This is a genomic window from Deinococcus metalli (assembly GCF_014201805.1).
Taxonomy (GTDB): Bacteria; Deinococcota; Deinococci; order Deinococcales; family Deinococcaceae; genus Deinococcus; species Deinococcus metalli.
Map to the genome: position 1 here is coordinate 269,755 of NZ_JACHFK010000001.1, position 14,943 is coordinate 284,697.

General features: G+C 71.5%; 15 protein-coding genes, 1 pseudogene and 1 riboswitch. Of the genes and pseudogenes, 10 read left to right on the forward strand and 6 right to left on the reverse strand.

Annotation, left to right across the window (positions count from 1 at the left end; all coding sequences use genetic code 11):
* Positions 1–13: 13 nt before the first annotated feature.
* From HNQ07_RS01375 to gnd, 3 genes and pseudogenes are all read right to left on the reverse strand, one after another.
* Positions 14–958 (reverse strand): glucose-6-phosphate dehydrogenase assembly protein OpcA, encoded by a 945-nt coding sequence (locus HNQ07_RS01375; protein ID WP_184109104.1) that lies wholly within the window; start codon positions 956–958, stop codon positions 14–16.
* A gap of 70 nt (positions 959–1,028) precedes the next feature.
* On the reverse strand, positions 1,029–2,771 hold the full coding sequence (gene zwf, locus HNQ07_RS01380; protein WP_184109105.1) for a glucose-6-phosphate dehydrogenase: 1,743 nt from the start codon (positions 2,769–2,771) through the stop codon (positions 1,029–1,031).
* Positions 2,768–3,874: pseudogene (gene gnd / locus HNQ07_RS01385) on the reverse strand (phosphogluconate dehydrogenase (NAD(+)-dependent, decarboxylating)); the annotation flags it as partial. The gene zwf and the pseudogene gnd, both read right to left, overlap by 4 nt.
* A 149-nt stretch (positions 3,875–4,023) precedes the next feature.
* Between gnd and mqnC the strand changes: the two are divergent.
* The 3 genes from mqnC (at position 4,024) to cysK (ending at position 6,629) form a co-directional block, all read left to right on the forward strand.
* Complete coding sequence (gene mqnC, locus HNQ07_RS01390) at positions 4,024–5,205, forward strand: cyclic dehypoxanthinyl futalosine synthase (protein ID WP_184109107.1); 1,182 nt, start codon at positions 4,024–4,026, stop codon at positions 5,203–5,205.
* Positions 5,183–5,596 (forward strand): hypothetical protein, encoded by a 414-nt coding sequence (locus HNQ07_RS01395; protein WP_184109108.1) that lies wholly within the window; start codon positions 5,183–5,185, stop codon positions 5,594–5,596. The genes mqnC and HNQ07_RS01395 overlap by 23 nt, the downstream gene beginning before the upstream one ends.
* 70 nt (positions 5,597–5,666) lie before the next feature.
* A complete protein-coding gene (gene cysK, locus HNQ07_RS01400) occupies positions 5,667–6,629 on the forward strand; it encodes a cysteine synthase A (RefSeq protein WP_184109109.1) in 963 nt (320 codons plus the stop codon).
* Between the two features lie 52 nt (positions 6,630–6,681).
* On the opposite strand, the gene HNQ07_RS01405 is transcribed toward cysK, so the two are convergent.
* Positions 6,682–7,419: a DUF937 domain-containing protein gene (locus tag HNQ07_RS01405; RefSeq protein WP_184109110.1), complete on the reverse strand. Its 738-nt coding sequence runs from the start codon at positions 7,417–7,419 to the stop codon at positions 6,682–6,684.
* A gap of 214 nt (positions 7,420–7,633) precedes the next feature.
* On the opposite strand from HNQ07_RS01405, the gene HNQ07_RS01410 reads away from it, so the two are divergent.
* The 5 genes from HNQ07_RS01410 (at position 7,634) to HNQ07_RS01430 (ending at position 12,060) form a co-directional block, all read left to right on the forward strand.
* On the forward strand, positions 7,634–8,440 hold the full coding sequence (locus HNQ07_RS01410; RefSeq protein WP_229831796.1) for an ABC transporter permease: 807 nt from the start codon (positions 7,634–7,636) through the stop codon (positions 8,438–8,440).
* The gene (locus HNQ07_RS01415; RefSeq protein ID WP_229831795.1) at positions 8,433–9,260 is read left to right on the forward strand and encodes an ABC transporter permease; all 828 of its coding nucleotides are present in this window, start codon (positions 8,433–8,435) and stop codon (positions 9,258–9,260) included. The genes HNQ07_RS01410 and HNQ07_RS01415 overlap by 8 nt, the downstream gene beginning before the upstream one ends.
* Positions 9,261–9,362: 102 nt before the next feature.
* Positions 9,363–10,310: an ABC transporter ATP-binding protein gene (locus HNQ07_RS01420; RefSeq protein WP_184109111.1), complete on the forward strand. Its 948-nt coding sequence runs from the start codon at positions 9,363–9,365 to the stop codon at positions 10,308–10,310.
* A gap of 116 nt (positions 10,311–10,426) precedes the next feature.
* Positions 10,427–11,389, forward strand: coding sequence for a glycosyltransferase family 2 protein (locus tag HNQ07_RS01425; protein ID WP_184109112.1), 963 nt, complete (start codon positions 10,427–10,429; stop codon positions 11,387–11,389).
* Between the two features lie 32 nt (positions 11,390–11,421).
* A complete protein-coding gene (locus HNQ07_RS01430) occupies positions 11,422–12,060 on the forward strand; it encodes a DNA-3-methyladenine glycosylase (protein ID WP_184109113.1) in 639 nt (212 codons plus the stop codon).
* Between the two features lie 50 nt (positions 12,061–12,110).
* On the opposite strand, the gene HNQ07_RS01435 is transcribed toward HNQ07_RS01430, so the two are convergent.
* Positions 12,111–12,767 carry a hypothetical protein gene (locus HNQ07_RS01435; protein WP_184109114.1) on the reverse strand — a complete coding sequence of 219 codons (657 nt, stop codon included), beginning with the start codon at positions 12,765–12,767 and terminating at the stop codon, positions 12,111–12,113.
* A 3-nt stretch (positions 12,768–12,770) separates the two neighbouring features.
* Positions 12,771–12,854, reverse strand: a riboswitch (cyclic di-GMP riboswitch).
* A gap of 170 nt (positions 12,855–13,024) precedes the next feature.
* Here HNQ07_RS01435 and HNQ07_RS01440 point away from each other — a divergent pair.
* Together HNQ07_RS01440 and HNQ07_RS01445 are read left to right on the forward strand one after the other, a co-directional pair.
* Positions 13,025–13,558 carry a PaaI family thioesterase gene (locus tag HNQ07_RS01440; RefSeq protein WP_184109115.1) on the forward strand — a complete coding sequence of 178 codons (534 nt, stop codon included), beginning with the start codon at positions 13,025–13,027 and terminating at the stop codon, positions 13,556–13,558.
* Positions 13,555–13,962, forward strand: coding sequence for a hotdog fold thioesterase (locus HNQ07_RS01445; RefSeq protein WP_184109116.1), 408 nt, complete (start codon positions 13,555–13,557; stop codon positions 13,960–13,962). The genes HNQ07_RS01440 and HNQ07_RS01445 overlap by 4 nt, the downstream gene beginning before the upstream one ends.
* Before the next feature lie 13 nt (positions 13,963–13,975).
* On the opposite strand, the gene meaB is transcribed toward HNQ07_RS01445, so the two are convergent.
* Positions 13,976–14,929, reverse strand: a complete 954-nt coding sequence (meaB, locus tag HNQ07_RS01450; protein ID WP_184109117.1) for a methylmalonyl Co-A mutase-associated GTPase MeaB — start codon at positions 14,927–14,929, stop codon at positions 13,976–13,978.
* Between the last annotated feature and the right edge of the window lie 14 nt (positions 14,930–14,943).

The following is a 14,943-nucleotide window of genomic DNA, read 5'->3' on the forward strand; positions in this document are numbered from 1 at the left end:
GTGACAGTGCGGGCTACAGGCTGGCCTTGGCGAGCGTCCACGCGTGCTCGAAGACCTCGCCGCGTTCCGGGCGGGCCATCACGCGGCCCAGGCCCTCGGCGAGCGTCATGGCGGGCACGTTCACCTCGGTGGTGCGGCTGATGTCCTCCCACACGGCCTCACACACGGCCATGTCGCCGCCCTGCGCGTTCAGGGTGAAGCGCACGCCGTCGCCGGACAGCTCCACGCCGCACAGGTCGCCGTTCTCCCGGCCGCAGCGGGCGGCCTTGAAGGTCACGTGCCTCAGGTCCTTCCACTTCAGGGTGTCGGCCACGAAGCCGGCGAACAGCCGGGCGGGCAGGTCCTTGCGGCCCGAGTAGCGCACGGTCAGGTGCGTGATGCGCGGCAGCTGCCGGGCGGCGTCGGGCGAGTCGAACACCTGCGCCAGGGCCTCACGCCACGGCGCGCTGCGGCTCCAGCCCAGGTCCGCCAGCGCGTAGTGCCGGGCCGGGGGGATATCCAGCGTCAGGGAATCGCAGATGATCTGGTCGGCCACGTCCGTCAGCTCGTGCATCAGCACGCCGCCCGGCTTGGTGTCTGCGCCCCACCACACGTGATTCACGGTCGCGGGACGCAGCAGCGGCAGGATCGCGCCCTGGAGCTGCTGCGGGTTGGCGTCCAGCGTCAGGCGCTCCACGTACAGCCCGCCGGACTGCGGCACCAGGCTCGCGTGCACCTTGAGGTCGTCGCTGCCGTCCATCACGCCGATGATCTGCCGGCCCGCGAAGCGCCCCTCCAGGCCCGCCAGCGCCTCCTCGACGCGCTTGACGTGCCGGTGCACCGTCAGGGCCACGATGTTCCCCGTGTACGCCCGCGTCTCCACGTTCGTCTGTGTCCACAGCTCGTCCAGCGTCACCTGCGCCTTGCGGACGCTGGTGTCCACCGGCCCCAGGCGCTTGTGGTCCGTCGCGTAGGTCATAGGCCGCCTCCGGCACCGCCGAGAGGAGAGCCAGGCAACGTGTGCCCTGTGCCCCCGGCGGTCTGCGCGCTCACAGCCGTCTCCAGCGGCGGTCGGCGCCGATCAGCTCGTCGGCGGCCTCGGGACCCCACGTGCCGGAGGTGTAGTTCGGGAACTCCGGGGCGCTCACGCCGTCCCACGCTTCCAGGATGCCGCTCACGAGCTGCCACGCGTGGTCGACCTCGTCCTCGCGCGGGAACAGGGTCGCGTCGCCCAGCATGGCGTCGAGCAGCAGCCGCGAGTACGGGCTCTCGAGCTGCGCGCCGAACGCGTCGTAGCGGAAGTCCATCACGACCTCGCGCAGCACCATCTCCTGCCCCGGCGTCTTGCTGCTGAATTTCAGACTCACGCCCTCGTCCGGCTGGATGCGGAACGCGAGCACGTTGCGTTCCAGACCGCCCGGGAAGATGCCCAGCGGGGGCCGCTTGAAGACCACGGCGATCTCCGTGACCTTCTTGGGCAGGCGCTTGCCGGTGCGCAGGAAGAACGGCACGCCCTGCCAGCGCCAGTTGTCCACCTCCAGCTTCACCGCCACGTAGGTGGGCGTGGGGCTGCTGGGCTTCACGTTCGGTTCCTGGCGGTAGCCGGGCACCTTCTCGCCGTCCATGGTGCCGGGGCCGTACTGGCCGCGCACGGCGACACTCTTCACGCGGCCCCGGGGGATCTCCTTCACGGCGCGCAGCACCTTGACCTTCTCGTCGCGGATCGCGTCGGCGTCGAAGGCCGCGGGGGCTTCCATGGCGGTCAGCGCGAACAGCTGCATCAGGTGGTTCTGCAGCATGTCGCGCACCACGCCGGCTTCCTCGTAGTACCCGGCGCGGCCCTCCAGACCCAGGTCCTCGGCGGCCGTGATCTGCACGTGGTCCACGTAGCCGCGGTTCCACAGCGGCTCGAAGATGGCGTTGCCGAAGCGGATCGCCATCAGGTTCTGCACCGTCTCCTTGCCCAGGTAGTGGTCGATGCGGTAGACCTGCGACTCGTCCCACACGGTGTGGATGGCGTCGTTCAGGGCGCGGGCGCTGGCGAGGTCACGCCCGAAGGGCTTCTCGATCACGATGCGCCGCCAGCCCTCGGACTGGTCGGCCAGTCCGAGGCGGCCCAGGCCGCTGGAGATCGGCTCGAACAGGCTGGGCGGGGTCGAAAGGTAGAACAGGGCGTTCTTGCGCCCGCCGTGCGCCTCCTCGGCGCGGTCGAGTTCCCGGCCCACCAGGTCATAGACCTCGTCGCCGCTGAAGTCCCCGTACTCGTAGTACAGCAGTTCGCGGAACTTCTCCAGGTTGCCCGGCAGGATCGCGTCGGTTTCCTTGCTCTCCTTCAGGGCGGCAAGGGCGTAGTCCTTGAACTCCTCGTCGGTCATGGGCTGGCGGCCCACACCGACGATGTTGAAGGCGCTGCCCAGCAGGCCGTCCTGCCACAGGCCGAACACGGCGGGCAGCAGCTTGCGCCGCGCGAGGTCGCCGGTCGCGCCGAAGATCACCAGGGTCGCGGGTTCCGGCGCGCGGGTGCGGCGCATGTGGGTGCGGAAGGGATTGTGGCCGTCACCGCCGGCCACGGCGGGCGGCACGCGCTTGCGGGTACGGCGGGCCGCTGCGGCGGCGGCGCCCGTCTGGGCCACGTCGACGTTCTGCGCGGCGTCCCTGCGCTCCACGGCCTGCTGGACGGCCTCAGTCTTGGGTTTCGCCGTGCGCTTGGGCCTGGGTTGCGCCGCAGACGCCTTGGCGCCGGACTTCGCTGCGCCCTTCTTCGCGGAACTTGGGGCGGTCTTCCGGGTCATTGCTCACCTGTCACGCGCTGCCGGCCGGTCTCCCCGAGCTGTTCCGCCGCAGAGCCGGTGCCGCTGCCGGCGGCCGCAGGAATGTTCTCCGGCGCGGCCACCTTCGGGTGATCCCCGGCCTGCACCTCGGGCACGATGCCCTCCTGCTTGGGCGCTTCCAGCGTCTTGACGGCGTGCCCACCGAAGGCGCGGCGCATCGCGGAGAGCATCTGCCCGGCGTAGCTCACTTCCTGCTGGCTGCGGAAGCGCATCTGGGTGGCGAGCGTGATCACCGGAGTCGGGACCCCCAGCTCGATGGAGTCGATGATGGTCCAGCGGCCCTCGCCGCTGTCGGCCACGTAGTCGGACAGCGAGTCGAAGTCCGCGGAGTTCTTCAGCGCCTCGGCGGTCAGGTCGAGCAGCCAGCTTCTCACGACGCTGCCGTGGCGCCACAGCTCCGCGATCTGGGCCATGTCCAGGTTGAAAGTCTGGTGGGCCTTCATCAGCTCGAAGCCCTCGGCGTAGGCCTGCATCATGCCGTACTCGATGCCGTTGTGCACCATCTTCACGTAGTGCCCGCTGCCCGAGGGACCCATGCGGCCCCAGCCGCGGTCCGGGGCGGGCGCCAGCGTCTCGAACACCGGACGCAGGCGCTCCACGGCTTCCTCGGGGCCGCCGATCATCATGGCGTAGCCCTCCTTCAGGCCCCACACGCCGCCGGACGTGCCCACGTCCACGAAGTGCAGGCCCCTGGCCGCCAGTTCCTCGCCGCGGCGCTGCGTGTCGTGGAAGTTCGAGTTGCCGCCGTCGATCACGATGTCGCCCGGCGCGAGACGCTCGGCCAGGTCGTCGATCACGGCCTGCGTGATCTTGCCGGCCGGCACCATGACCCACACGGCGCGGGACCCGGGCTCGCCCAGCGCGGCGATGAAGTCGTCCATGGAGCGTGTGCCCTGGGCACCGTGTGACTCGATGTTGCGCAGGGCGTCCTCGCTGCGGTCGTAGCCGACCACGTGGTGCCCACCCTGTTGCAGCCGCAACACCATGTTCCCGCCCATCTTGCCCAGGCCGATCATGCCGATCTTCATTCCCGTACCTCCCGGTGTCGGAAGCGCTTCCAGCGCCCGCTCTCTCCACCGGGCATGATACGCGCGCCGGCCCGCACCGCTAGGCCCACGCCTGAAGAAAAGCTAAGCACACGCCGGGCGGGCGGCCGCGTGACGGCGCGGGCAGCGGGACGAATTGCGGGCAGCGCGGGTGGTACCGTGGCGCCATGAGCGTCCCCGCCCCTACCCCGACCGCCGGTCTGCTGGACCGGGCCGCGAGCGGCGAGCGGCTGTCCCACCCCGAGATCGAGGCCCTGTACGCGCTGCCGCTGCCCGACGTGGCCGCGGTCGCCCACGCCCTGCGCGCCGAGCGCCGCGATCCCGCCGTGGTCACCTTCCTGATCGACCGCAACATCAACTACACCAACATCTGCAACGTCGGCTGCAACTTCTGCGCGTTCTACAGAACCAAGCGTCAGAAAGACAGCTACACGCTGGACTACGAGCAGATCTCCGCAAAGATCCGCGAACTCGAGGCGGTGGGCGGCACCCGCATCCTGCTCCAGGGCGGCGTGAACCCGGAACTCGGCCTGGAGTACTACACCGGCCTGCTGCGGCATGTGAAGGCCCACCACCCCACCATCCGTATCGACGCCTTTTCCCCGGAAGAGGTGCTGTTCATGGAAAAGGCCTTCGGGCTGACCCTGGACGACCTGCTCGACACCCTGATTGACGCCGGACTGGACGGCCTGCCGGGCGCGGGCGGCGAGATCCTGGAGGACGACGTGCGCGCCAAGGCGGCGCCCGCCCGTATCCGCAGCGCCGACTGGTTCCGGATCATCGATGCCGCGCAGCGCAAGGGCCTGTACACCATCGCCACCATGGTGATCGGCTTCGGCGAGACCTACGCCCAGCGCGCCGCTCACCTCGTGAAGATCCGCGAGCAGCAGGACCGCGCGAACCGCGAGTACGGCGGCAACGGCTTCTCGGGCTTCGCCATGTGGACGCTCCAGACCGAGCACACCCGGCTGGCGGGCAAGGCGCCGGGCGCGACCGCGCACGAGTACCTTCAGCAGCTTGCCGTGGCGCGGATCGCGCTGGACAACGTCCCGAACATCCAGGCGTCGTGGCCGGCGCAGGGCTTCAAGGTCGCGCAGGCCGCGCTGTACTACGGCGCGAACGACCTGGGCTCGACCATGCTGGAGGAGAACGTCGTCTCGGCCGCGGGCGGGCACGGGCGGCACAACGCCACCGTGCGCGAACTCATCCGGATTGCCGTGGACGCGGGCTACACGCCGGCCATCCGCAACAGCCGTTTCCAGATCATCGAGTGGCCGGATGTCCGCGCCGCCCTGCACCAGCAGGACGCGAACCCGGAGCGAGAGCGTGCCGTCGGTGCGGCCGGGTAACGGCCCCGAGACCGGCGCGCCGCGGACGACCATGCTGGCCCTGGTCTACATCCTGTGCGAGCGCCGGCCCCGCGCGCCCGCCGTGGGCGAATGGGAGGCCGAGGCGCGGTTTCTGCTGCCCACGCCCACCGCCTTCCTGGAGGCGCTGGAGACCGCCGGGCTGGCCGACCGGGGCCATCCCACGGATCTGGGCGTGCAGGTCAGCACCGACATCCTGTTCGAGGACGGCGACATCACCGGGCAGACCGTGGTGCACCCGGCCGAGCTCCTGTCGCTGGCGGCCCATGTGGACGACGCCACCCGCGTGCGGGTGCACGCGTGGCACGCCTTCGCGCAGGCCCTGGAGCACGACGGCCAGGACGCGCGGCTGGTGATCTGGTTCATCCGGTGAGCATGGCGTCTGGCATCGCAATCCTGCACAGCGTTCCGGTGCGCGCGGCGGCGGCGCCTATCCTGAACGCATGATCGAGTCCCTGATCGGCCACACGCCCCTCGTGCAGCTCATGCGCGTCACGGACCGCAGCATGGCGGACGTCTTCGTGAAACTGGAGGGCCAGAACCCCGGCGGCAGCATCAAGGACCGCACCGCGCTGGGTCTGATCGAGGATGCCGAGCGCCGCGGTGTCCTGCCCCCCGGCGGCACCATCGTGGAGCCCACCAGCGGCAACACCGGCATAGGGCTGGCGCAGGTCGCGGCGGCCAAGGGCTACCGGCTGATCCTGTGCATGCCCGCCAGCATGAGCGAGGAGCGCAAGCGCACCCTGGTCGCGTACGGCGCCGAACTCGTGCTGACGGACCCCAAGCGGCGCATGCTCGCCGCCATCGAGGAGGCCGAGAAAATCGCGCAGGAACGCGGCGCGGTCATGATGGGCCAGTTCACGAACCCCGCCAATCCCGCCGTGCACGAGGCCACCACCGGCCCGGAGCTGTGGGAGCAGATGGATGGCCGCATCGACGCCTTCGTGTACGGCAGCGGCACCGGCGGCACCATCAGCGGCGTGGGCCGTTACCTCAAGCGCATGAACCCGCAGGTGCAGGTGATCGCGTGCGAGCCCGCGCGCAGCAACGTCCTGACCGGCGGCGAGATGGGCACGCACGGCTTCCAGGGCATGGGACCGGGCTTCATTCCCGCCAACCTCGACCGCAGCGTGATCGACGACGTGATCGACGTGTGGGAGGAGGACGCCTACCCCCTGGCCCGCCGCCTGGCGCAGGAGGAAGGCATCTTCGTGGGCATGAGCAGCGGCGCGATGGCGTGGGCCGCGCTGGAGGTCGCCCGCCGCCTGGGGCCAGGCAAGCGCGTGGCGACCATCGCGTGCGACACCGGCGCGCGCTACCTGACCACGAACCTGTTCTCCGACGAGAGCGCCACGCCGGCCGGGTACCTCCCGTACTCGCGCGAGAAGATCGTGACGCCAGCCTGAACGCACAAGAGCGCGCGGCGGCCCACTCCGGCCGCCGCGCGTTCTCTTCTCTTCAGCTCCGCCGACCGCCGAACATGCCGATCAGGTCATTCAGGGCGTTGCCGTCGCCGTCGCGGTCGAGCACCGAGTTCAGGGTGCCGACCATGCCGCCCAGATCACCCAGACCTCCCGGCGCGCCCTGTGACGGCAGCCCCGGAATGACTGCCCCGCCGCCCAGGCCGCTGTCCTGCGGCGACGGGTAGTGGGGCTGCTGATACTGCGGCTGCTGGGGCTGCGCCTGCTGACCACCGCCCAGGATGCCGCCCAGCACCGAGCCCAGGCCGCCGCCGCCGAGCACGCTGCCCAGGATGCCGCCCAGATCGCCCATGCCGCCGGCCCCGCCGCCCTGTCCCTGCTTCTGCCGGCCCAGGTACGCCATGACCAGTGGGGCCAGCATGCTCAGGATCTGGAGGGCGAGCTGCGGGCTGATGCCCGCGCGCTGGCTGACCGCGTTCGCAGCGGCCGACTGCTGCCCGCCGAACACGTGGCCCAGAATGCGCTGGCCGTCCTGCACGTCCGGCACCTGACCCTGCTGGAACTGGTCGATGGCCGAGCCGTCGTGCTGGTCCACGGCGTTGGCCAGGGCGTCCAGACCGCCCGGCTGCGTGGCGTTGCGCGTCAGGGCGCCGAGCAGCAGCGGCACCGCCGCCTCGATCGCGGATTCGGTCTGCTGCGGTGACGTGCCGAGCTGCTGCGAGACCGTCTGCTGCGCCTGTCCCATACCGCCGAGCCTGCTGAGGATGTCCATCATGGTGGGGTGCCTCCTGTGGAGTGATGTGCGGTTCAGCGTACCCCGCGGGAGCGCGGCGTCCCATGATGGCCACGTGAAGGACCCTGCCGGCAGAGCTGGCCGGCGCTGAGCCATCCGGCGTATTTCGCCTGCGGCGGCCCACGGGTACGTTAAGCCGTTCCCAAGGCAGCGTCACCGGAGGTTCCCCCTGCATCCAGCCCAGATCCTCACGCGCGTGCGTCCGTCCGGGCTGGCCCTGGCCGTGTCGGTGGCCCGGCTGGGCTTCCGGCGGCAGTTCGCGTACCCGCAGGCGGCGCTGTGGGGCATCGTCACGAACGGCTTTTTCGGGGTGCTGCGGATCGCCATTCTGGTCGCGCTGTTCGGCGCGCGCCCGCAGGTGGCGGGCTACACGGTCCAGGCGGCGGTCACCTACGCCGGCCTGACCCAGACCCTGATCGCGGCGCTGGCGCTGTTCGGCTGGACCGACTTCATGCGCGCCGTGCACCGCGGTGAGGTCGTCACGGACCTGCTGCGCCCGCATGACCTGCTGGGGTTCCACGCGGCGCAGGACGCCGGGCGCGCGGCCGGCCAGTTCGTGCTGCGAGGCCTGCCCATGCTGGCGCTGTTCGCCGTGGGCTTCGGGGCCGTGTGGCCGGCGGGTGTGGAGGGCTGGGTGACGACGGTCCTGAGCCTGCTGCTGGCGTGGGCGCTCAGCTTCGCGTTCCGCTTCGTGGTGAACTGCGCCGCGTTCTGGTCGCCGGATGCCGTCGGGATCGGCCGCTTCGCGTGGGCGCTGTGGGGTCTGGGCTGCGGCTTCCTGATGCCGCTGGCGTTCTTCCCGGCGTGGCTCCAGGCCGCGCTGGCGTGGACGCCCTTTCCCGGCATGCTGAACACCCCGGTCGAGGTGTGGCTGGGCGTGCGAACCGGCGGGGACGCGTGGCGGGCGCTGGGGGCGCAGCTCGCGTGGACCGTGGCGCTGTACGCCCTGGCGCAGGCGGTGCTGGCGCGCGGGCTGCGCCGCCTGGAGATCCACGGTGGGTAGGGCCGTGATCATGCTGGGCGACCTGCGGCTGTACGCCCTGCTGCTGCGCGCCCAGATCCGTTCGCAGGGCGTCTACCGCGTCTCCTTCGCGCTGGACGCGCTGGCCGCCGCCCTGATCACGGCCACCGAGTACGCCGCCTTCGCGCTGGTGCTGCCGCGCTTCGGGTCGCTGTCGGGCTGGACCCTGGGCGAGGTGAGCGTGCTGTACGGCCTGGCCGAACTCGCCTTCGTGCTGATGGACCTGCTGTTCGGCGGGTTCGACGCCCCGAACCTGTCTGCGCACATCCGCAGCGGATCGTTCAGCACCTTCCTGCTGCGGCCGGCACCGCTGCCCGTGCAGGTCTTCGGTTCGGACTTCGCGCTGCGCCGCGTCACGCGGGTCGTGCTCGCCGCCGGCATCCTGTGGTACGGCGTGTCGCAGGTCGCGGTCCCGTGGACGCCCGGCGACGTGGCCCTGCTCGTGGGCAGCGTGGTCGGGATGATCTGCTTTTTCGGCGGCCTGTTCGTCATTGGCGGCACCCTCACGTTCTGGACCGTGGACAGCGTCGAGGCGATGAACGTCCTGACCTACGGCGGCCGGGCGCTGATCTCGTACCCGATGGATATCTACGGCTCGCTGCTGCGCCGCGCCTTCACCTACGTGATCCCCGCCGCGTTCCTGTCGTACTTTCCGGTGCTGCACGTCCTGCACCGGCCGCTGCCGGACGGCCTGCCCGGGTGGGCCGCGTTCGTGTCGCCGGTTGTGGGACCGCTTATGCTCGCGGCCGCCTTCGCGTTCTGGACGCTCGGCGTGCGCCGCTACCAGGGCACGGGAACATGAGCGGGGGCCGGAGCACACAGGGCAGGGCGCCGAGGGCAGCGGCGCTCCGGCTCCTCTGGTCGTTCCTCAGCTCTTGCTCCACTGCCCTCCGGAGGCGCCACCATGATTGACGTCCAGCAGCTCCGCAAGATCTACCGGGTCCGCAGCGGCGGCGTGCTGCGCGGACAGACGCGCGTGATGGAGGCCGTGAAGGACGTGAGCTTCACCGTGCAGGCCGGCGAGGTGGTCGGGTATCTCGGGCCGAACGGGGCGGGGAAGAGCACGACCATCAAGGTCCTGACCGGCCTGCTCGTCCCGGACGGCGGCGTGGTCACGGTGGGCGGGCTGGTGCCGTGGCGCGAGCGGCGCCGGCATGTGGCGCGGCTGGGCGCGGTGTTCGGGCAGCGCACCACCCTATGGTGGGATCTGCCGGTGCGCGACAGCCTGGACCTGCTGCGGCACGTGTACCGCGTGCCGGCAGGCCGCTTCCGCGAGAACCTCGCCCGCTTCACCGAGCTGCTGGAGCTGGAGCCGTTCCTGGGCACGCCGGCGCGCTCGCTGAGCCTGGGCCAGCGCATGCGCGCCGATCTGGCCGCCGCGCTGCTGCACGACCCCGCCCTGCTGTTCCTCGACGAGCCGACCGTGGGGCTGGACGTGGTGGCGCGCGAACGCATCCGGGCCTTCGTGGAGCACGTGAACCGCGAGCAGGGCGTGACCGTGCTGCTCACCACCCATGACCTGATGGACGTGCAGCGCCTGGCCCGGCGGGTCATGATCATCGACCACGGCACGCTGCTGTACGACGGCGCACTGGCCGCCCTCCAGCAGCGCTACGGCGGCGCGCGCGAACTGCTGGTCGACTTCGAGACCGCGCCCACGTGTCCCGACGTGCCCGGCCTGGACCTCGTGCACGCCGAGGGCGCCCGCGTGCGCTACGCCTTCAGCGGCCCCGCCGCCGGACCCATCGCCCGCGTGACTGCCCACGCACCGGTGCGCGACCTGACTGTGCAGGAACCGGACCTCGACACGACCATCCGCCGCATCTACGAGGAAGGGCTGCTGCGCGTCTGAGTCCAGACTCCGGATGGATCTCCCATCCGACCCCGACCTTCATTCAGCCTTAGCATTTTCGGTAGGTTAAGGCAGGTCGGCAGTCCGGGGCCGCCCCCTGCTCTTACAGTTTCGGCATGTCGCCGGACCCCGTCACCGTCATCCTGTGCGTGTACAACGGGGCCACCCACCTCGACGAGACGATCCGCAGCGTCCGCGCCCAGACGTACGCCGCGTGGCAGCTGCTGATCGTGGACGACGGCAGCACCGACGCCTCCGCCGACATCGCGCTGCAGCACGCCGCGCAGGATGACCGCATCCAGCTGGTCCGGCAGCAGAACGCGGGCGTGCGCGCCGCCCGGAACCTCGCGCTGCGCACCGCCCGCACCCGCTGGGTGGCCCTGATCGACCACGACGACCTGTATCTGCCCACCAAGCTCGAGACGCAGATGACGTATCTGGCGGCGCACCCGCACCTGGCCGCGCTGGGCACGCACGGGTACCGCATCGGGCAGCGCGGCCGGCGCCTGGGGTACTTCGACGTGGGACCGCGCGACGAGGCGCACAGCCGCGCCCTGGTGGCCGCGCACTCGATCATCTATCTGCTGGCCGCCAGCGTGGTGTTCGACCGGGAACTGGCGCTGCGGGTGGGGGGCTTTCCCGCCCTGCAGACCGCGGACGACATCGGCCTGTGGAGCCGCATGGCCGACCACGCGCCCGTCGTCGCGCTGCCCGAGCGGCTGGTCGCGTACCGGGTCCACGCCGGCAGCCTGAGCGGCCGCAAGCTCAGCTTGCAGCGGCTCGAGGCGGACTACATCCGGCACGGCAACGCCCAGCGCCACGCGGGGCAGCCGGAGCAGACCTTCGGGGCCTTCATGCAGGCGTGGGACGCGCAGCCGCCCGCCGTCCGGCGCGCGTTTGAACGCGAATCGGCCAGCCTGAGCGCGTACCGCACCGCCGGGGGCCTGCTCGCGGACCGGCACCCGGCCGGCCTGCTGTGGCTGGCCCGCAGCGTCCTGCTGAGTCCGCGCGCGCGGCTGGAGCGCGTGGTGCGCCAGCTTGGCCTGCGGGACCTGTGGCGCCGGCGCGCGGTCCCCTGACCGGGCCATGAAGCGGATAAGCTCGGCAGCGTATGTCGCTGCCTCCGCCCGTGACCGGACCCCTGCCGCCGGCCCACTTCGCCGGCGATCCGGTGCGCACGGCGCGCGGCCTGCTGGGCGCGACCCTCGTCCACGTCACGCCCGGCGGTGGGCGGATGGCCGGCCGCGTCGTGGAGACCGAGGCCTACGACTGCCCGCGCGACCCGGCGTGCACGGCCGGCCGTTTCCACGCGGCGCGCACGGCGGACATGGCGGTGTCGCCCGGCCAGTGGCTGTTCTGGACCGCGCACGGGCACCCGCTGCTGCAGGTCGCGTGCCGCCCGGCGGGCGTGCCGGCCAGCGTGCTGATCCGCGCCATCGAGCCGCTGGAGGGCGTGGCCCTGATGCTCGATCACCGTCCGGTCACGCGGGAACGCGACCTGACGAACGGCCCGGCGAAACTCGTGTATGCCCTGGGCCTGGACCCGGCGCGGGTGGCCGGCACGCCGGTGGACAGCGCCGCGCTGCACCTGCTGCCGCCTCCGTGCCCCCTGCCGGACGCCGAGGTGGCGGTCACGGCCCGCATCGGCATCCGCGAGGGCCGCACCCTGCCGTGGCGCTTTTTCGTGCGGAGCAGTCCGTGGGGGTCGCCCGCCGTGCCCAGCATGGACCTGCTGCCGGGCAGCGAATAACGCGCGCCGTCCGTACCCCTAGGGGCGCGGACGGCGGAGCAGGTCGGGCTTTACTTGAAGTTGCTGAGGGTGACGCTGGAATCGCCGATCTTGAAGCTCAGGTTGCAGCCAGCCATGCCGTTGTTGTCCGCGCTGATCTTGGCGCTCACGCTGGCGTCGTTGGTGCCGCCGGAGGTCAGGATCGTCAGGGCCTTGGACACGTTCGCGTCGCCCTTGCCGACCGACGCGACGTTGCCGGACAGCGCGTAGGTGCTCTGGCCCACGCCGCTGTCGGTGCGGGTCGCGGTGATGTTCACGGCGGGCGTGGCGGTCAGGGTGACGGCGCCGGCCTTGTTCGAGGAATCCCACACGGACACGCTGAGCGAGTCGACGCTGAGGCTGAACGAGTCGGGCATGACGCAGGTGCCGGACAGGACGACGGACTTCAGGCTGGCCTTGATCTCGGCGGCGTACGGCTTGATGCCCAGCGGAACCTTCGAGAGGTCGAAATCATCGAAGGAGCCGGCGGGCACGGTGGCGCTGGTGTCGTACTGCACCGACGTGCCGACGCGCTGGACCATCAGGGGGCTGGTCGCGGTCAGGGTCGCGCCGTCCAGGTGGGCGGGGTTGCTGATGTTGACCGGGGGAATCACGGCGCCGACGATGCTGCCGCAGCTCGCCAGCAGGGGAAGGCCGGCGGCAAGCACGGCCAGGGTCTTGATCTTCATGGAGGGCTCCTCGATCGGTCTCACCACTGGCTCGCTTCACCCCAGGTGACCGGGTAGGGGGCGAAGGTCACGGCCTCCGAGGGGAACAAAGGGGCGACGGACGTCACCGGCCAAAGGACGTGCTCTGGTTGACTCCAGTCTGGGCACGGCCCTCTGACAGGATTCTCACCTGCGCCCCGGCGCGGGTTCGCCCGAGCGGCCCCGTAGAGTATGATGCCCATCATCTCATCAGGGCCGAGTGCCCGGAAGGACTCTCCATGCAGGACGTCAGCACGCCGGCCCCGCCCACCCGCCACCGCACGTACTCCTGGGGCGATCCGCTCACCGGCGCCCACGCCGCGCGCGGCATGAGCGGCCTGGAGTATCTGCGCGCCATGTCGCGCGGCGAGTACCCGGCCCCGCCCATTGCGCACAGCCTCGACTTCAGCCTGGCCCACGAAGACGACATCGAGCCCGGCCGGGTCACGTTCCGCATGACCCCGCAGGAATTCCACTACAACCCCATCGGCAGCGTGCACGGCGGCGTTTTCGCCACGCTGCTCGACTCCGCGCTGGGCTGCGCGGTCCACACCCAGCTGCCGGCCGGGGTGGGTTACACCACCCTGGAACTCAGCGTGCGCTACCTGCGCCCCCTGCTGGCCGGCATGGGCGAGGTGCGCGCCATCGGTGAGGTCGTGAGCGTGTCGCGTCAGGTCGCCACCGCGCAGGCCCGGCTGCTCGACGCCCGCGACCGCCTGTGCGCGACTGCCACCACCACCTGCCTGATCCTGCGCCCGGAGGCCCAGCCATGACCACGTCCCCCATATTGTCGTCGGAGAACACCCTGCTGAATCACCTGGGCATCGAGATCGTGGAGGCCAGCGGCACCCGCGTGGTCGCCACCATGCCGGTGGACGCGCGCACGCACCAGCCCATGGGCCTGCTGCACGGCGGGGCCAGCGTCGCCCTGGCCGAGAGCGTCGCCAGCCTCGGCGCGCACCTCAGCGTGGCCGCGCAGGGCCACACGGCGGTCGGTCTGGAGATCAACGCCAACCACCTGCGCGGCGTGCGCTCCGGCAGCGTGACCGCCACCGCCACGCCCATCCACCAGGGCCGCACCACCCAGGTCTGGAGCATCGAGATCGTGGACGACGCCGGCCGGCCCGTGTGCACGTCGCGCTGCACGCTGGCGATCATTCCCGCGACGCGGAGCTGACGAGCGCCGGGCGTCACTCTGGCGCCAGCAGGGCCGCGACGCCCTGGACGGCCGTGAGGGCGCCTGCCTGGACCCTGGAGCGCACCGAGGAGAGGCGGGCCGGGTCGATCCCCGCCTGGAACGCGCGCCACGCGGACTCGCGCAGCAGGTCGTCGAACCACGCGGCCGTCTGCGCGCGCCGCCTGGCCGCCACGTCCGTCACGCGCAGGTACGCCTCGACTGCGGCCCACACCTCGGCCAGGCCCTCGCCGGTGCGGGCGGACGCGCGCAGGGCCACCGGGCGCCACACCGCGCCGTGCGGAGCGAGCAGCGTCAGCGCCGTGCGGAGTTCCGTCTGGGCGCGCACCGCCGCCGCCGGGTCCACGTCCGCCTTGTTCACCACGCACAGGTCCGCGAGTTCCATGATCCCGCGCTTGATGCCCTGGAGTTCGTCCCCGGCGTTCGGCAGCGTGAGCAGCACGAACACGTCCGTCATGGCGGCCACGTGCGTCTCGCTCTGGCCCACGCCGACGGTCTCGACCAGCACGGTGTCGTAGCCGGCGGCCTCGCACAGCGCCAGGGTCTCGCGGGTGCGCCGCGCCACGCCGCCCAGCGTGCCCCCGCTGGGGCTGGGCCGAATGAAGGCGTGCGGGTGCACCGTCAGGCCGGGCATGCGGGTCTTGTCGCCCATGATGCTGCCCCCGGTGCGCGCCGACGTGGGATCGACCGCCAGCACCGCGACCCGGTGCCCCGCGTCCACGAGCCGCAGGCCCAGCGCCTCGATGAAGGTGCTCTTTCCCACGCCCGGTACCCCGGTCAGGCCGATCCGCACCGAGCGCCCGGCGTGCGCCGCGACCTGCGCGAGCAGTGCCTGCGCCTGCGCCTCGTGCTCCGGCCGGGTGGATTCCACCAGCGTGATCGCCCGGGCGAGCGCCCGCCGGTTCCCCGCCAGCAGGGGAATGGTCAGCGGGTGCGGCTCGGACGGCATGCGCGGATGCTAGC